This window comes from Pseudomonas sp. EMN2, assembly GCF_009650555.1.
Taxonomy (GTDB): domain Bacteria; phylum Pseudomonadota; class Gammaproteobacteria; order Pseudomonadales; family Pseudomonadaceae; genus Aquipseudomonas; species Aquipseudomonas sichuanensis.
Genome location: NZ_VZZR01000043.1, coordinates 18,750 through 34,202, shown reverse-complemented (window position 1 = coordinate 34,202; position 15,453 = coordinate 18,750). Strand labels below are relative to the sequence as shown.

Below are 15,453 nucleotides of genomic sequence, written 5' to 3'. Positions count from 1 at the left end.
CGCAGGGGTACATGTGGGAGCCGGCTTGCCGGCGATCGGGTCAGCACAAAGCCTCAGGTCCAGCTGAGGACTGGCCATCCATTTTTCTCGGCATGCTCACGCAACACCGCATCCGGGTTCACCACATGCGGATGATCCACCTTCAGCAACAACGGCAAGTCGTTGCGCGAATCGGAATAGAAACTCGCCCCTTCCAGATTCTCCTGCTCCTGATCCAGCCACTCCAGCAAGCGGGTGATCTTGCCTTCACGGTAGGTCAGCACACCATGGGTCTTGCCGGTGAACACGCCGTTGACCGCCTCCAGCTCGATGGCCAGGTATTCATCCACCCCCAGCCGCGCCGCAATCGGCCCCACCAGATGGGTACCACTCGCGGAAATGATCAGGATGCGGTCGCCACGCTTGCGGTGCTCGGCGATGCAACGGCAGGCATCGCCATAGATGATCGGCTCGATCACGTCCTCGACCCACGGCTCGACCAGGTGCTCCACCTCTTCCAGGGTGCGCCCGGCGATCGGCTCCAGGCTGAAGGCCATGTAGTCCTCCATGGCCAGGTGGCCCTTGCCGTAGGCCTCCATCAGTTCATGGTCGCGCTTGAGGAACGCCTTGCCGTCGACCCAGCCCAGCCGGGCCATCTGCTCGCTCCACAGCGACGCGCAGTCGCCGTGGATCAGGGTTTCGTCCAGATCGAAAATTGCCAATGCCATGGGTTGAATCTCCTTAGGCCACTTCCCGTAGCGCCGTGGGGTCGATCGACAAGGATACACGCTGCCCGTCGGCGTGCAGGTCGGCCGCCGAGCGGTTGAGCACGTCCACCACCAGCTCCACGCCGCGCACCTGCACGCGGTAGCGGATGACATTGCCGAGCAGGCTGTGGCTGCGTACCTCGCCGTCCAGTTCGCCGTTCACGCCCAGGGTGATGGACTCCGGGCGGATCGCCAGGCGGCTGGCCACCGGGCGCTGCAGCAGGCGGCTGGCACTGTCGGCATCGAGCAGGTTGTAGTTGCCGATGAAGCCCGCGGCGAACAGGTCGACGGGCGCGGTGTAGAGGGTTTCGGCATCGCCGCTCTGGACGATGCGCCCCTGGTTCATCAGGACGATGCGGTCCGACATGGTCAGCGCCTCCTCCTGGTCGTGGGTGACGAAGATGGTGGTCAACCCCAGCTCGCGCTGGATCGCGCGGATCTGCTCGCGCAGGTGCTTGCGAATACGCGCATCCAGCGCCGACAGCGGCTCGTCGAGCAGCAGCAGGCGCGGGCGGGTGACCAGCGAGCGGGCCAGCGCCACGCGCTGGCACTGGCCGCCGGACAACTGGTGCGGGTAGCGCCCGGCAAAGCTGCCCAGCTCGACCAGGTCGAGCACTTCGCGCACCCGTGCCTGGCTTTCATCGGCCTTGACCTTCTGCATGCGCAGGCCAAAGGCGACGTTCTGCTCCACGGTCATGTTGGGGAACAGCGCGTAGCTCTGGAACACCATGCCGATCCCGCGCTTCTGCGGGCTAACTGGCACGATATCGTGACCATCGAGCAGGATACGGCCGCTGTCCACCGGCGTCAGCCCGGCGATGCAACGCAGCAGGGTGGACTTGCCGCAGCCCGAAGGGCCGAGCAGGGTGACGAACTCGCCGCGCTCGATCTGGCAGTCGATGTTTTCGAACACCGGGCTGCCGGCGTAGCTCTTTTGCAGTTTCTGTACGCTGACGAAGCTCATGTCAGGTCTTGTCCTTGTTCAAACGGTTGGCGACCCAGGTCAGCACCAGCACGAAGGCGAAATAGGAGATCACCAGCGCGCTGTTGAAGTGGCCGCTGCTGTTGCGCATGTTGTTCAGGTACACCTGCAGGGTCTCGTAGCGGGTGCCCACCAGCAGGTTGGCGAACACGAACTCGCCGAACAGGAACGAAAACGACAGCAGCAACGCCACCATCAGACCCTTGCGCAGGTTGGGCAGCACCACCAGGAACGCGGCCTGCCAGGTGCTGGCCCCGAGCAGTTGTGCGGCGTCCATCAGGTCGCGCAGGTTGATCGCCTGCAGGTTGTTGGTGATGGCCCGGTACATGAACGGCAGGGCGACGGTGAAGTAGCAGCCGATCAGGATCCACGGCGTACCGACCATGGCCATCGGCCCGCTGCCGTACAGCTGCAGCAGGCCCACGGCCGACACCACCGGCGGCACCGCGAACGGCAGCAGGATCAGCACGTTCATCAGCGCGTCGAGTTTCGGGAAGTGGTAGTGCACCACGAACAACAGCGGCAGGATCAGCACCACCGACAGCAGCAGCGCACCCACGCACACCAGCAGCGACTGGCCGAAGGCGGCGAGAAAGCGCGGTTCGCTCCACAGCGCGATGTACCACTTGAAGGTCAGGCCGCTGGGCAACAGGGTGGCCGACCAGCTGGTGGCCAGCGAGTAGAGCAGGGTGCCGGCCAGCGGCAGCAGCAGAATCAGGAACAGCAGGTACACCACCAGCTTGTGGTAGAGCCCGGCGGCGTTTTTTTCAGCGCGCATGGTAGCTCCTCTTGAGCAGCCACTGATGGACCACCGTGACCAGGGTCATCAGCCCCACCAGCACCATGGCCAGGGCGCTGGCCAGGTTCGGATCGAGGCTGATGTCGCCGGCTACCAGGCCGGCGATGCGGATCGGCAGCACGTTGAAGTTGCCGGTGGTCAGGGCGTAGACCGTGGCGTAGGCGCCCAGGGCGTTGGCCAGCAGGATGACGAAGGTGCCGAGCAGGGCAGGGGTGAGCACCGGCAGGCCGATATGCCGCCAGAACTGCCAGTGGTTGGCCCCCAGCAATGCCGCGGATTCGCGCCAGTCTTCGCGCAGGGCATCGAAGGCAGGGTAGAGCAGCAGCACGCCCAGCGGGATCTGGAAGTAGGTGTACACCAGGATCAGCCCGGTCTTGGAGTAGATGCTGAAATCACCGAGCAGGCCCATCTGCTTGAGCAGCAAGGTCAGCGCGCCGTTGAAGCCCAGCAGGATGATGAAGGCGAATGCCAGCGGCACCCCGGCAAAGTTGCTGGTCATGTTGGCGAAGGCGCTGACGAAGTCGCGCAGTTTCGAATCGACCCGGCGCAGCGAGTAGGCACCCAGGGTCGCGATGATGATGCCGAACAGGCTCGACCAGAAGCTGATCTCCAGGCTGCGTTGCAGCGCCTGCAGGTAGAACTTCGAGGCGAACACCTTGCTGAAGTTGGCCAGGCCCCAGCCGCTTTCGCTTTGCAGGCTGTTGATCGCCACCCAGGCCAGCGGGGCGATCTGGAAGATGATGAAGAACACGGCGAACGGCAACAGCCAGAGCAGGGCCAGGTAGCGGCCACGGGAGCTTGCATTCACTTGAGCAGCTCCCGGCAGACGGTCTTGTCATGGGCCGCGCCCAGCAGCTCGCAGATGGTGCCGCACAGCTCGGTTTGCAGCGGTTTGGCCGCAGGGTCCAGGCTGAACCCGTCGCCGAAGACGAACAGCGGCACCTCGCGTTCCTCGGCCAGCAGGCCATTGTGCGAGCGGTCGTTGTTCATGCCGTGGTCGGCGGTGACCAGCACCTGGTAGCCCTCTTCCAGCCAGCGCGGCAGGTAGTCGGCCAGCAGGATGTCGGCGCTGCGCGCGGCGTTGCGGTACTGGCTGCTGTCCAGGCCATGGCGGTGGCCGGCGTCGTCGATGTTCATCGGATGCACCAGCAGGAAGTTCGGTGCATGGCGCCGGCGCAGGTATTCGGCGTCGGCCAGCAGGTGCGAATCGGGGTAGTGGTCGGCGTAGTAGAACAGGCCGTGCTGGATCGGCAGCTTGGGCGCGTGGGTGTGGCGGTCGCGCAGCGGGTCGAACGGCGAGCGGTTGTACAGCTCGCTCATCCAGTGGTAGGCCGCCGCCGCAGTGCCCAGCCCGGCCTCGCGGGCGTAGTGGAACACGCTGCGCTGGTTGGACAGGCGATTGACGTTGTTGTGCACGATGCCGCTGTCGATCGGCGGCACGCCGGTGAGGATGCATTCGTAGAGCGGTCGCGACAGCGACGGCAGCTCGCACTCCACGCGATACAGCGCGGCGCGGTCGGCCTCAACGTAGGCGTGCAGGTGGCCCATGGCGTGGTGGGCGACCTGGTGGTTGAGGCCGTCGAGCAGGACCAGGATGACGTTGTGTTGCATGGTGGCTCCAGTCAGATACCGCGTTGCCTTCTTCGCGGGTAAACCCGCTCCCACAGGTATTGCACAAGGCTCAAGGCCTGTGATGTACCTGTGGGAGCGGGTTTACCCGCGAAAGGGTCGGATCAGGCACTACAAAGGCTGGCCCTTTACTCCATCTCGATGATCACTTGCTCCTGCCACTTCTGCGGCAGGGCCTTGGAGGTCGCTTCCCAGGCCGCGGCGTCCTTGATCGGCTGGACAGCCTTGTACTGCTCGTTGGGCAGCAGCTTGGCCTGCACGTCGGCCGGCAGTTTCAGGTGCTCGGCACGGATCGGCCGGGCGTGGCCCTTGGCCAGGTTGATCTGCCCTGCATCGCTGAAGATGTACTCACGCGTCAGCTTGGCCGCGTTCGGGTGCTTGGCGTACTTGTTGATGATGGTGGTGTAGCCGGAAATCACCGAACCATCGGACGGGATCAGCACTTCGAAGCGCTTGGGGTCGATCTGCTCGCGGTAGCTCAGGCCGTTGAAGTCCCACACCACGCCGACTTCGATCTCGCCCTTCTCGATGGTCTGGATAGTCGGGTTGGCCAGCGACAGGCGTTTTTGCTGGGCCAGCTTGGTGAACAGTTGCAGGCCCGGCTCGATGTTCTTCTCGTCGCCCTTGTAGGCGATGGCGGCGGCCAGCACGCCGTTGGCGGCCTGGGCGGCGGTGCCTACGTCACCGATGGCGACCTTGTACTTGCCCTTTTCCAGGTCGTGCCAGCTGGTGGGGCGCTCGCCTTCCTTGACCAGGTCCTTGTTGATGATGAAGGCGATGGTGCCGGTATAGGCCAGCGCCCAGTGGCCGTCCTGGTCCTTGGCCCAGGCCGGGACCTGCTCCCAGGTGCTTGGCTTGTAGGGCTGGGTCACGCCCTTGCTGGTGGCGATCGGGCCGAAGGCGGCACCCACGTCGCCGATGTCGGCGCTGGCGTTTTCCTTCTCGGCATCGAACTTGGCCACTTCCTGGGCCGAGCTCATGTCGGTGTCGCTGTGCTTGAGGCCGTACTTGCTCGCCAGGTCTTCCCAGGTGCCTTTCCAGTTGGCCCAGGCATCGGGCATGCCCACGCTGTTGACCGTGCCTTCCTTGCGGGCTGCATCTTCCAGGGCCTTGAGGTCTTCGGCCATGGCCGTGGTGCAGAACGCGATGGCCGAACCGAGCAGTGACGCCATGAACAACTTTTTCATCCGAAGCTCCTTGGGTGGGTGCCTTGCAATCGTTGTTATGTGGTGAAGCGGTGCCTGCCAACCGTTGGTCTAGGTCAGCAAACCTTGAGCCAAGGTAGGCCGGTTGCGTGACAGTTTGATGTAAGGGACGGGCCGCCAGGGTTCGCCGCAGGCCCTGGCAATACAGCGTAGACCAGATCGAAAGCCTTGATTCACGGGGGCTGGCCCGGATCTGGCAAGCCCCGGCAAAAGCCTTTGTCACAGGATGTTCATCAGCCGTGACTAGGCTTGCACTACGCTCCTTATGCCCTGTTCTGGGGCTGGACTAGTCCAGATAGGTAACCTTTGATGCAAGCGACGCCACCGCGTGCGGTAACAGCCATCTGCCATGCCCTGCAGGAGCAGATCGAACATGGCCTGCTGGCGCCGGGCGGCAAGCTGCCGGCCGAACGCAAGCTCAGCGAGGTGTTCGACACCACCCGCATCACCCTGCGCGAGGCACTGGTGCAGCTGGAGGCCCAGGGCCTGATCTACCGCGAGGAGCGGCGTGGCTGGTTCGTTGCCCCCGAACGGCTGACCTACGACCTGATCGAGCGCAGCCACTTCCATGCGATGGTGCGTGACCAGGGGCGGTTGCCCAGTACCGAGCTGCTGTCGGCGCGGCTGCAACCGGCCCCGGCGGCCATCTGCGCGCGCCTGCGCCTGCCGGCGCTGTCCAGCGTGGTGCGGATCTGTCGTTTGCGGCGGATCGACGGACGGGCGGTGTTGTATGCCGAGCATTACCTCAACCCGAGGTACTTCCCTGGGATTCTCGAACAGGACCTGGCGCAGTCGCTGACCGAGATTTATGGCCGGGAGTACGGCATTCAGTATGGTCAGGTGTGTTTCGAAATTCTGCCGACCGCCTTGCCGGTGGAGGCTGCCAGTGCGCTGAAAGTGTCAGCGGGCAGCCCGGGGCTGCATATCACCCGGGTCAACAGCGATCAGCGTGGGCGCTTGATCGACTGCGACCTGGAGTATTGGCGGCACGATGCGATCCGTATTCGCGCCGAGGCGGGGTAAGGTGAACATCGCGGGGCAAGCCCGCTCCCACGCTGTCGTCATGCTTATCATTGCGTGGGAGCGGGCTTGCCCCGCGAAGCGATCTAGCTGGTAACGTCGCTTCCAGCCATTGCCCCACCGCCCGCCGTCACCACCTGCACCGACAACCGCGGCGTCGCCAAGTCCAGCCCAGCCTCGTCGAGCTGGCGCTTCAACGCCAGGTTGAACGCCCGCGACACCTCCCATTGCTTGATCGGCGCGGTCTTGAACCGCGCCCGCAAGATCGCCGAACCCGACTCGAAACTCTCCACCCCCTGCAGCTCCAGCGGCGACCAGATGTTGCGGCGCATCAACGGGTCGCTGCGCAGCTTCTGGCCGACCTCGCGGACCAAGGTGATGGCCTGGTCGATGTTCATGTTGTGAGGAATCGCCACACGGAAGATGGCGTAGCCGAACTCGCGCGAGTAGTTCTTGATGCTCTTGATCTCGCTGAACGGGATGGTATGCACGATGCCGTCGATGTCGCGCAGGCGCACGGTGCGGATGGTCAGGCCTTCCACGGTGCCGAGATGGCCGCCGACATCCACATAGTCATCGATGGCCAGCGAGTCCTCGATGATGATGAACAGCCCGGTGATCAGGTCGGCGACCAGCGACTGGGCGCCGAAACCGATGGCCAGGCCGATGACCCCGGCACCGGCCAGCAATGGCGTGACGTTCATGCCCATGTTGGCCAGGGCGACGATCACCGCGATGATGAAGATCGCCACGAACATCACGTTGCGGATCAGCGGCATCATGGTCTGTGCGCGGGCGTTGGCCTGGCCCCGGCGCGAGCGCACCAGGGAGTGGTGCACGGCGGTGTCGGCAAGGATCCACACCAGCCAGGCGACGATCAGGGTGCCCGCCAGGCCCAGCAGGCGCAGGCTGATCTCGTGGCCGTCGCCTTCGGCGAAGTCGATCATCGACAGGCCCCACACGCGCAACCCCAACTCGATGAAGGCCAGCCAGATGAGCAGGTGCACCAGGGCATAGCCGAAGTTGCGCAATCGTTCGGTATACACCGCCTGGCGCTTGTTGGCGCGTTTAGGGTTGGCGGCGTGGCGGCGCACCAGGCCGTTGAGCACCATGCACACCACCACCAGCACCGTGCACATCAGCGATTGGCGCAGGGCGGTGCTGGTGTCGCCGGCGGAGACGAAGGTGGCGAACAGCGAGACCGCTACCAGCAGCAGCGCCGGGATGAACCAGAAACTGCCGAGGATCTCGATGGTGTCGCTGAGGGTGCGTCGGGTCAGGCGTCGGCTCAGCGGCTGGTTGCGGATCAGGTGGGCGATCGGGCGGCGGAAGCGCAGGATGAATAGCCCGGTGCACAACGCGGCGAAGACGTTGGCCAGGGTGGCCAGGCCATGGGCCAGGTGGCTGCCCAGGGCGGTCGTCAGGCGTGGGTCGCTCATCGCCTCGCCGAACGCGGCGAAACTGCCGATCAGCCACAGCGGGCGGAACGCCTGGTGGCGCAGGATGTGCAGGGCGCGGTGGCGGTGCGGGCCGTCGAGCAGCGAGAAGGCGATCACGCAGATCGCCGAGAACAGCGTGCCGACCACCAGCGCATAGGCCAGCACCATGGCCATGGATTTACCCAGCGACGGTGGCAGGGCGAAGCTCAGGTAGACGGTGAACACCAGCGCCACCAGCCACGGCCCGAGCTTGCGCAGGGCAAAGCGGACCAGGTCCCAGGTGCGTGGGTGCTGGGGCAGTTCCTCGGTCAGGCCGAAGCGTACCCGCACCCGGTGGCCGATCCAGTTGAAGGCGTAGGCCAGCAGGCTCCAGACGGCGATGACCGCAGCGAAACCGAAGAGAATGGCCGGCCATTGGTGCACCGGCACCATCAGCGCGGTGAGTTCGTCCTGGGCCTGGCTGATTTCCTGCGCCCAGCGGTTGAACGGGCTGGCGTCACCGCTGAACTGCTTTTCGAAGTCATGCAGGGCGCCACCGATCAGGCCGAGCACACCTTGTTCGACGGTGGGTTGCGATTGTTTGCTGGCGTCGCGCAGCTTTTTCAGGTCGGCCAACAGCTTGGCGCGCTGTTGGTCGTTTTCCAGGTTCTTGATCACCTCGTCCAGCGACTTGCCCAGCGGCTCCGTGGCCTCGGGCTGGGCGGGCGTGCTGGAGCCAAGCAGGCTCGGCAGGCCGGCGGCGTGCACCGGGGTGACGAACAGGAACAGCAGCAGGAACAGGCAACGCAGGAGGGCAGGCACCGGGAAATCTACCTCAGGTCAAACGATTGACCGAGTGTAGAGGTTTATGTGGGCAGTTTCTCCAGGATCTTCCAGCAGGTGAGGCCGAAGATGCCCAAGGTGCCGATCCACATCATCAGCACGCCGATATTGCGCTCGCGCAGGCTGAAACCGATGGTCAGCAGCATGAGAAACCCGAATACCGGGATGAACAGCGACAGGAACGGGGACATGGTGCGGCAATCCTTGTGCTTGATGGGCCATGTATCAAGCATAGCGCTTTGCCAGCGAGGCGGATTGACCGGGGGCAGGTGGTTGCCAATGCGGGCCTCATCGCTGGCAAGCCAGCTCCCACAGCTACAGCGCAACCCTGTGGGAGCCGGCTTGCCGGCGATGAATTTGACGCGGTCTCAGGGCAGTTCGTGGCTGCGGTAGAAGGCAGTGAGCACCTTCACCAGGTGGGCCAGGTCATGGCTGCCGCACAGCTCGCGGATCGAGTGCATGGCGAAGGTCGGCAAGCCGATGTCGACCGTGCGCACGCCCAGGTTGCCGGCGGTGATCGGGCCGATGGTCGAGCCGCAGCCCATGTCGCTGCGTACCACGAAGCTCTGCACCGGCACTTCCTCGGCCATGCACAGGTGGCGGAAGAACCCGGCGGTTTCGCTGTTGGTGGCGTAGCGCTGGTTGTTGTTGACCTTGATCACCGGGCCGGCGTTGAGCTTGGGCCCGTGGTTGCCGTCGTGCTTGTCGGCGTAGTTGGGGTGCACGCCGTGGGCGTTGTCGGCCGAGATCATCAGCGAGCGCTGCACGGTACGCACGTAGGCGTCACCTTCGGGCAACAGGCGCTGCAGGGTCTGTTCGAGCATCGGGCCGTCGGCGCCGCAGGCCGAGCAGGAGCCGACTTCTTCGTGGTCGTTGCACACCAGCAGGCAGGTTTCGTCGCTGTCGGCGCCCAGCAGCGCCTGCAGGCCGGCATAGCAGGACAGCAGGTTGTCCAGGCGGGCGCCGGCGATGAAGTCGCCGTTCAGGCCGATCAGTGCCGCGTCCTGGGTGTCGTAGAAGCTCAACTCGTAATCGAGTACCACGTCGGCGTTGAGGTCGTGCTCGCGGGCCAGTTGCTCGGTGAGCAGCGCGCGGAAGTCGACGCGCTCGTCGCCTGCCACCTGGGCCAGGATCGGCGGCAGTTCGGTCTGCGGGTTGATCATCCAGCCTTCGTTGGCGGTGCGGTTGAGGTGGATCGCCAGGTTGGGGATCACCGCGATCGGCAGCTTGAAGTCGATCAGCTGGCTTTCGACCTTGCCGTCACGGCGGAATGTGACCCGCCCGGCCAGCGACAGGTCGCGGTCGAACCACGGGGCGAGCAGGGCGCCGCCATAGACTTCGACGCCCAGCTGCAAGAAGCCCTGGCGCTGCAGTTCGGGCTGCGGCTTGACCCGCAGGCAGGGGCTGTCGGTGTGGGCGCCGACCATGCGGATGCCGCTCATCAGCGGCGAGTGCTTGCCGAGCTTGATGGCGATGATCGAGGAGTCGTTGCGGGTCAGGTAGTAGCGCCCGCCAGGCACCGTGGCCCAGCTGTCGCGTTCGTCCAGGTGCTGGAAACCGGCGGCTTCGAGGCGCTGCACGAGGCTTGCGGTGGCATGGAAGGGCGTCGGGGAGGCCTTGAGGAATTCAATCAGGCCGGCGTTCAGGGCATCGCGCATAAGTCACTCCAATTCGAGCTTCAAGCCGCAAGCTGCAAGCTTCAAGCAAAGGCGGTCAGCAGCGCAAGCGTGCACGCGACCTGCCTTGGCTTTAGCTTGCAGCTTCTAGCTTGAAACTTGCAGCTTAAAAAGGCGCCGGGCACTCGAACTTCAACCGCTGCCCGGACACCGGGTGGGTAAAGCTCAGCATCGAGGCATGCAGGCACAGCCGTTCATGGGCGGCCAGCGCTTCAGGGTTGGCATACAGACGGTCGCCCAGCAGCGGATGGCCGATCGACAGCATGTGCACGCGCAACTGGTGCGAGCGCCCGGTGATCGGCGTCAGCTCGACCCGGCAATGCTCGCCGCAGCGTTCGACGATGCGCCAGAAGGTCAGGGCGTGCTTGCCTTGCTCATGGTCGACCACGTGGCGCGGCTTGGTCGGCGGGTCGTAGCGCAGCGGCAGGTCGATGCTGCCGCTGTCCAGCTGCGGTTGGCCCCAGCACAGCGCGGTGTAGGCCTTTTCCGTCTCACGGTCGTGGAACTGGCGCGACAGTTCGCGGTGGCTGTCGGCGTCACGGGCCAGCAGGATGATCCCCGAGGTTTCCCAGTCCAGGCGGTGGACGATCAGCGCGTCGGGGTAGCCGTTTTCCTGCAGGCGGGTGATCAGGCAGTCCTTGTTGTCATCGGCACGGCCTGGCACCGACAGCAGCAGGGTCGGCTTGTTGATCACCAGGATGGCGGCGTCTTCGTGAAGGATCTGGATGTTCGACAGCGGCATGTTCGGGCGTTCTCTGCAAAGCATTGTGGGAGCGGGCTTGCCCCGCGATAGCGTCAGATGGCCATCGCGGGGCAAGCCCGCTCCCACACGGTATACCTGGGGCTGCTGAAAACTCAGCGATCAGGCAGGGTGATGTTCAGTTCCAGAATCGAGCAGCTGCCCTGGTTTTCCAGTTCGATCTGCACGTCATCATTGCCGATGTTGACGTACTTGCGAATCACCTCGACCAGTTCCTTCTGCAGGGCTGGCAGGTAGTCCGGGGTGCTGCGCTGGCCACGCTCGTGCGCCACGATGATCTGTAGACGCTCTTTCGCTACCGACGCGCTGCTCTGTTTCTGTCTGCCACGAAAGAAGTCAAAAAGGTTCATGGTTTATTTGCCTCCAAACAGGCGTGCGAAGAATCCTTGCTTCGGCACTTCGATGAACCGCAGTGGCTTGGGCTTGCCCAGCAGGCGGTCGACGGTGTCGCTGTACGCCTGGCCGGCATCGCTCTGGTCGTCGAGGATGACCGGGATGCCCTGGTTGGACGCCTTGAGCACTGCCTGGGATTCGGGAATCACACCCAGCAGTTCGACCGAGAGGATTTCCTTGACGTCTTCGACGCCCAGCATTTCGCCCTTCTCGACACGCTCGGGGTGGTAGCGGGTAATCAGCAGGTGTTCCTTGATCGGGTCGTCACCTTTTTCCGCGCGCAGCGACTTGCTCGACAGCAGGCCGATCATGCGGTCGGAGTCACGTACCGAGGAGACTTCCGGGTTGGTCACGACGATGGCTTCGTCGGCGAAGTACATCGCCAGATGCGCACCTTTTTCGATCCCGGCCGGCGAGTCGCAGACCACGAACTCGAACTGCTCCTTGAGCTCCATCAGGACCTTTTCCACGCCTTCCTTGGTCAGCGCGTCCTTGTCGCGGGTCTGGCTGGCGGCCAGCACGTACAGGTTCTCGAGGCGCTTGTCCTTGATCAGGGCCTGCTGCAGGTTGGCTTCGCCGTTGACCACGTTGACGAAGTCGTACACCACGCGGCGTTCGCAGCCCATGATCAGGTCGAGGTTACGCAGGCCGACGTCGAAGTCGACGATGACAGTCTTGTGCCCACGCAGTGCGAGGCCGGTACCGATGGCGGCGCTGGTGGTGGTCTTGCCCACACCCCCCTTGCCGGAAGTAACCACGAGAATCTTGGCCAAGGTGTTTCACCCCTAAATAATCGGGACAGGCGTCCCTGCAAATACAAAAAAACGGCAACGGTAAAAAGTTGCGCTAAAAATGCCGGCAAGTATCCGTTAAAGACGGGTGATGTTCAACACGTCACCGGACAGGCTGACCTGCACGCCCGAGCCCCACAGCGGGTCGCGGCGCAGGTCTTCGCAAACTTTGTACTGGCCGGCGATGGAGACCATTTCTGCGGTCATCTGCTGGCAGAAGATGCGCGCCTTGGTATTGCCCTTGATCCCCGCCAGGGCCCGGCCACGCATGGCGCCGTACACATGGATGTTGCCATCGGCAAGAAGTTCCGCGCCCGGGCTGACGGAGCCGGTGACCACCAGGTCGCCGCCCTGGGCATAGATCTGCTGGCCGCCGCGCACCGTGGTGGTGATGATGCGCGTCGGGCGCACTTCGGGTTCGGCTGGCGCCGGTGGCGGTGGCGGTGGCGGTGGCGGTGCAGGTTCCGGCGCTTTCACCTCCGGCTCCGGCTCCAGCGGGCGCTCGCGGGCACCGGAAGGCGGCAGCACCGGCAGGTCGATGGCGATCGCCGCGGCGATGTCCTCGATGCGGTTGGCGCGGATCGCCAGGGTGCGCAGGCCATGATGGCGGCAGACGCGCATCAGCCCGGGCAGGTCGATGGCGCCCTCGTCAGGGGGCAGCTTGTCCAGCGCCAGCACCAGCGGCGTGTTGCTGAAGAAATTCGGCGCCTGCGCCACCTTGGCCGCCAGCTGGCGGTCAAGGGATTCGAGGTCGTTGCGCGCCAGTTCCAGCACGGTGATGGCAAGCATGCTGCCCTTGAGCTGGAACACGGGGGCGTTGTCGGGTGTCTGGTTAGGGCTCATGGTCTGCATAGACGGCTTGTTGCGAGAAAAGTGCCCTGACTTATAGCGATAAGACCGATTGCCCGCAACCGATGTAGAATGCTCGGCCCTTGTCTTGCCGGAAGCTTCAATGGAACGCCCGCGTTTTCGCCGCCTATTCCTCCACCCGCGCTTCTGGGCCCTGTGGCTTGGCCTGGGCCTGTTGTGGCTGGTCGCCCAGTTGCCCTACCGCGCCTTGCTCGGGCTCGGCCGCGCCCTCGGTGCGCTGATGTACCGGGCGGCCGGCGAACGCCGCCGGATTGCCGCGCGCAACCTCGAATTGTGTTTCCCCGAGCTTTCCAGCGACGAACGGCAGCGCCTGCTCAAGGAAAATTTCGCCTCCACCGGCATCGCCTTCTTCGAAATGGCCATGAGCTGGTGGTGGCCACAGGCCCGCCTGGCCCGCCTGGCGCACATCGAAGGCATCGAACACCTGCAGGCTGCCCAGCGTGATGGCGAGGGCGCGATCCTCATGGCCGTGCACTTCACCACCCTGGAGATCGGCGCCGCGCTGCTGGGCCAGGTGCACACCATCGACGGCATGTACCGCGAGCACGGCAACCCGGTGTTCGACTTCATCCAGCGCCGTGGCCGCGAGCGCCACAACCTCGATTCGCTGGCGGTGGAGCGCGACGATGTGCGCGGCATGCTCAAGCTGCTGCGCAAGGGCCGGGCGATCTGGTATGCGCCCGACCAGGACTACGGCATCAAGCAGAGCATCTTCGTGCCGCTGTTCGGCATCCCGGCCGCCACCGTTACCGCCACCAGCAAGTTCGCCCGCCTGGGCAAGGCCCGGGTGATCCCCTTCACCCAGAAACGCCTGGAAGATGGCAGCGGCTACCGCCTGGTGGTGCACCCGCCGCTCGAAGGTTTCCCGGGGGAGACCGAAGAGGCCGACTGCCTGCGCATCAACCATTGGGTCGAAGGCGTGCTGCGCGAGTGCCCGGAGCAATACCTGTGGGCGCATCGGCGGTTCAAGTCGCGGCCCGAAGGCGAGCCGCGGCTGTACGACAAGAAGAAAAAATGACAAAGCATCGCGGGGCAAGCCCGCTCCCACGCTCTGGACTGCCCCCAAGAGTTGGATTGATTTCCAACTTTTTTGAGAGGAGTCAAGAGCGTGGGAGCGGGCTTGCCCCGCGATAGCGACTCCAGGAAGGAACCATGACCCCAACCACCGGCCTGATCCTCTCCGGCGGCGGCGCCCGCGCCGCCTACCAGGTCGGCGTGCTCGCCGGCATCGCCGAACTGTTGCCGCCCGGCGCGACCAACCCGTTCCCGGTGATCGTCGGCACCTCCGCCGGCGCCATCAACGCGGTCAAGCTGGCCAGCGGCGCCACCCGCTTCGCCGAATCGGTGCAGCACCTGACCACGTTCTGGCAGAACTTTCGCAGCCACCTGGTGCTGCGCAGCGACTGGCCCGGGGTAATCCGCCAGGCCACTCGCTTCGTCGGTCACAGCCTGCTCGGCCTGGGCGGCCAGGTGCCGGTGGCCCTGCTCGACAGCCGCCCGCTGCGCAAGTTGCTGCACCAGCACCTGGACCTGGACGGCATTGCCCATTCGCTGGCCGCCAACCAGCTGCGCGCCATCGCCGTGACCGCCTTCGGTTATGAGTCCGGCCAGGCGGTGACCTTCTATCAGGGCCGCGACACCATCGAGCCCTGGCTGCGCCACCGGCGCATCGGCATGCCCACGCCGCTGACCATCGACCATCTGTTGGCCAGTTCCGCCATCCCGCTGCTGTTCGCCCCGGTGCGCCTCGGCGAGGAGTTTTTCGGCGACGGTGCGGTACGGCAGTCGGCGCCGATCAGCCCGGCCCTGCACCTGGGGGCCAGCCGTGTGCTGGTGGTGGGCGTCAGTGGCAACCCACAGCGCCCGGCGCCGCCGTTGCCCACCCAGCGGGTGTTCAGCGGCCAGCAGCCGAGCCTGGCGCAAATCGGCGGGCACATGCTCAACAGCACCTTTATCGACAGCCTCGAAGACGACATCGAGCTGCTGCAACGCCTCAACCACCTCAGCCATATGTTGCCGGCGCACCTCGATGCCCGGCGCCTGGGGCTGGCGCCGATCGAGGTGCTGGTGGTGGCGCCAAGCCAGCCGCTGGACGAGATCGCCGCGCGGCATCGACGCGAGTTGCCGGCGGCGCTAAGGCTGTTCCTGCGCGGGCCGGGGGCGACCAAGACCAGCGGGGCGGGGGTGCTCAGCTACCTGCTGTTCGAGGCGAGCTATTGCAGCGAGCTGATCGAGCTGGGGCGCAAGGATGCCTTGGCCAAGAAGCGCGAGTTGTGCCAGTTCCTGGGGATCTGACAAAGCATCGCGGGGCAAGCCCGCTC

The 15,453-nt window shown here is 64.9% G+C and carries 16 protein-coding genes; 3 read left to right on the top strand and 13 right to left on the bottom strand.

Features of this window, described 5'->3' with window-relative positions; translation table 11 throughout:
• Positions 1–53: 53 nt before the first annotated feature.
• From F6X61_RS14340 to F6X61_RS14315, 6 genes are all read right to left on the bottom strand, one after another.
• Entirely contained in the window at positions 54–707 is a 654-nt protein-coding gene (locus F6X61_RS14340; protein ID WP_153787182.1) for an HAD family phosphatase, read from the bottom strand.
• Between the two features lie 13 nt (positions 708–720).
• A complete protein-coding gene (locus tag F6X61_RS14335) occupies positions 721–1,710 on the bottom strand; it encodes an ABC transporter ATP-binding protein (protein ID WP_153787181.1) in 990 nt (329 codons plus the stop codon).
• A gap of 1 nt (position 1,711) precedes the next feature.
• Positions 1,712–2,506: an ABC transporter permease gene (locus F6X61_RS14330; RefSeq protein WP_153787180.1), complete on the bottom strand. Its 795-nt coding sequence runs from the start codon at positions 2,504–2,506 to the stop codon at positions 1,712–1,714.
• Complete coding sequence (locus F6X61_RS14325; RefSeq protein ID WP_153787179.1) at positions 2,496–3,335, bottom strand: ABC transporter permease subunit; 840 nt, start codon at positions 3,333–3,335, stop codon at positions 2,496–2,498. The genes F6X61_RS14330 and F6X61_RS14325 overlap by 11 nt, the downstream gene beginning before the upstream one ends.
• Entirely contained in the window at positions 3,332–4,138 is an 807-nt protein-coding gene (locus F6X61_RS14320; protein ID WP_110996264.1) for an alkaline phosphatase family protein, read from the bottom strand. Before F6X61_RS14320 ends, F6X61_RS14325 begins: the two co-directional genes overlap by 4 nt.
• A 146-nt stretch (positions 4,139–4,284) precedes the next feature.
• Positions 4,285–5,343: an ABC transporter substrate-binding protein gene (locus F6X61_RS14315; RefSeq protein ID WP_153787178.1), complete on the bottom strand. Its 1,059-nt coding sequence runs from the start codon at positions 5,341–5,343 to the stop codon at positions 4,285–4,287.
• A gap of 327 nt (positions 5,344–5,670) precedes the next feature.
• Here F6X61_RS14315 and F6X61_RS14310 point away from each other — a divergent pair, with 327 nt between their 5' ends.
• Positions 5,671–6,384, top strand: coding sequence for a UTRA domain-containing protein (locus tag F6X61_RS14310; RefSeq protein WP_153787177.1), 714 nt, complete (start codon positions 5,671–5,673; stop codon positions 6,382–6,384).
• A gap of 83 nt (positions 6,385–6,467) precedes the next feature.
• Here the strand turns inward: F6X61_RS14310 and F6X61_RS14305 are convergent, their stop codons facing one another.
• The 7 genes from F6X61_RS14305 to minC all read right to left on the bottom strand — a co-directional run bounded on the left by F6X61_RS14305 (position 6,468) and on the right by minC (position 13,114).
• Positions 6,468–8,621, bottom strand: a complete 2,154-nt coding sequence (locus tag F6X61_RS14305) for a mechanosensitive ion channel family protein (RefSeq protein ID WP_153787176.1) — start codon at positions 8,619–8,621, stop codon at positions 6,468–6,470.
• Between the two features lie 44 nt (positions 8,622–8,665).
• The gene (locus tag F6X61_RS26995; RefSeq protein ID WP_167409870.1) at positions 8,666–8,833 is read right to left on the bottom strand and encodes a hypothetical protein; all 168 of its coding nucleotides are present in this window, start codon (positions 8,831–8,833) and stop codon (positions 8,666–8,668) included.
• 177 nt (positions 8,834–9,010) lie between these two features.
• Positions 9,011–10,300 carry a M18 family aminopeptidase gene (locus tag F6X61_RS14300; RefSeq protein WP_153787175.1) on the bottom strand — a complete coding sequence of 430 codons (1,290 nt, stop codon included), beginning with the start codon at positions 10,298–10,300 and terminating at the stop codon, positions 9,011–9,013.
• A 124-nt stretch (positions 10,301–10,424) separates the two neighbouring features.
• Positions 10,425–11,060, bottom strand: coding sequence for an RluA family pseudouridine synthase (locus F6X61_RS14295; RefSeq protein ID WP_153787174.1), 636 nt, complete (start codon positions 11,058–11,060; stop codon positions 10,425–10,427).
• 113 nt (positions 11,061–11,173) lie between these two features.
• Positions 11,174–11,428, bottom strand: a complete 255-nt coding sequence (gene minE / locus F6X61_RS14290; protein WP_023631120.1) for a cell division topological specificity factor MinE — start codon at positions 11,426–11,428, stop codon at positions 11,174–11,176.
• Positions 11,429–11,431: 3 nt separating this feature from the next.
• The gene (gene minD, locus F6X61_RS14285; RefSeq protein WP_153787173.1) at positions 11,432–12,244 is read right to left on the bottom strand and encodes a septum site-determining protein MinD; all 813 of its coding nucleotides are present in this window, start codon (positions 12,242–12,244) and stop codon (positions 11,432–11,434) included.
• A 96-nt stretch (positions 12,245–12,340) separates the two neighbouring features.
• Positions 12,341–13,114, bottom strand: a complete 774-nt coding sequence (gene minC, locus F6X61_RS14280) for a septum site-determining protein MinC (protein WP_153787172.1) — start codon at positions 13,112–13,114, stop codon at positions 12,341–12,343.
• 100 nt (positions 13,115–13,214) lie between these two features.
• Between minC and F6X61_RS14275 the strand changes: the two genes are divergently transcribed.
• Positions 13,215–14,150, top strand: coding sequence for a lipid A biosynthesis lauroyl acyltransferase (locus tag F6X61_RS14275; RefSeq protein WP_153787171.1), 936 nt, complete (start codon positions 13,215–13,217; stop codon positions 14,148–14,150).
• Between the two features lie 134 nt (positions 14,151–14,284).
• A complete protein-coding gene (locus tag F6X61_RS14270; RefSeq protein WP_153787170.1) occupies positions 14,285–15,427 on the top strand; it encodes a patatin-like phospholipase family protein in 1,143 nt (380 codons plus the stop codon).
• The last annotated feature ends 26 nt before the right edge of the window (positions 15,428–15,453 follow it).

Bases quoted from the DNA above. Each gene is read 5' to 3' on its own strand.
- F6X61_RS14340 (WP_153787182.1), bottom strand. From the start codon at position 707: ATGGCATTGGCAATTTTCGATCTGGACGAAACCCTGATCCACGGCGAC.
- F6X61_RS14335 (WP_153787181.1), bottom strand. From the start codon at position 1,710: ATGAGCTTCGTCAGCGTACAGAAACTGCAAAAGAGCTACGCCGGCAGC.
- F6X61_RS14330 (WP_153787180.1), bottom strand. From the start codon at position 2,506: ATGCGCGCTGAAAAAAACGCCGCCGGGCTCTACCACAAGCTGGTGGTG.
- F6X61_RS14320 (WP_110996264.1), bottom strand. From the start codon at position 4,138: ATGCAACACAACGTCATCCTGGTCCTGCTCGACGGCCTCAACCACCAG.
- F6X61_RS14315 (WP_153787178.1), bottom strand. From the start codon at position 5,343: ATGAAAAAGTTGTTCATGGCGTCACTGCTCGGTTCGGCCATCGCGTTC.
- F6X61_RS14310 (WP_153787177.1), top strand. From the start codon at position 5,671: ATGCAAGCGACGCCACCGCGTGCGGTAACAGCCATCTGCCATGCCCTG.
- F6X61_RS26995 (WP_167409870.1), bottom strand. From the start codon at position 8,833: ATGTCCCCGTTCCTGTCGCTGTTCATCCCGGTATTCGGGTTTCTCATG.
- F6X61_RS14300 (WP_153787175.1), bottom strand. From the start codon at position 10,300: ATGCGCGATGCCCTGAACGCCGGCCTGATTGAATTCCTCAAGGCCTCC.
- F6X61_RS14295 (WP_153787174.1), bottom strand. From the start codon at position 11,060: ATGCCGCTGTCGAACATCCAGATCCTTCACGAAGACGCCGCCATCCTG.
- minE (WP_023631120.1), bottom strand. From the start codon at position 11,428: ATGAACCTTTTTGACTTCTTTCGTGGCAGACAGAAACAGAGCAGCGCG.
- minC (WP_153787172.1), bottom strand. From the start codon at position 13,114: ATGCAGACCATGAGCCCTAACCAGACACCCGACAACGCCCCCGTGTTC.
- F6X61_RS14275 (WP_153787171.1), top strand. From the start codon at position 13,215: ATGGAACGCCCGCGTTTTCGCCGCCTATTCCTCCACCCGCGCTTCTGG.
- F6X61_RS14270 (WP_153787170.1), top strand. From the start codon at position 14,285: ATGACCCCAACCACCGGCCTGATCCTCTCCGGCGGCGGCGCCCGCGCC.